The 575-nt window shown below is 69.7% G+C and carries 1 pseudogene; it reads right to left on the bottom strand.

Annotated features, from left to right (window positions below):
- Positions 1-575, bottom strand: a pseudogene (locus KUM32_RS42300) (phenylalanine--tRNA ligase subunit alpha); the annotation flags it as partial.

Here is a 575-nt window from a genome sequence, read left to right as displayed (position 1 = left end):
ACGTTGTGGCGGAACATCAGCATCCGCTCGATGCCTAACCCGAAGGCGAAGCCGCTGTACCTCTCCGGGTCGATGCCGCAGGCGACCAGCACGCGCGGGTTGACCATGCCGCAGCCGCCCAGCTCGATCCAGCCCTCCGAGGAGCAGGTGCGGCAGGGCCGGTCCGGGTTGCCGACCGACTCGCCGTGGCACACGTAGCACTGCATGTCCATCTCGGCGGACGGCTCGGTGAACGGGAAGTAGTTCGGCCGCAACCGGGTGCGCACGCCGGCGCCGAACAGGGCGCCCACCATGTGGTCCAGGGTGCCCTTGAGGTCGGCCATCGTCAGACCCTCGTCGATGGCCAGCAGCTCCACCTGGTGGAAGACGGGGGTGTGGGTGGCGTCGAGTTCGTCCGTGCGGTAGACGCGGCCCGGGCACACCACGTAGATGGGCGGCTCGCGGTCGAGCATCGAGCGCACCTGGACCGGCGAGGTGTGGGTCCGCAGCACGATGCCGGACTCCGCGTCCTGCTCGGCGTCCTGCTTGGCCGCTCCCCCGGCGTCGGTGGCGCGCACGAAGAAGGTGTCCTGCAT

The organism is Streptomyces sp. AC627_RSS907, from assembly GCF_019049165.1.
This window is presented reverse-complemented; position numbering and strand designations above follow the sequence as displayed.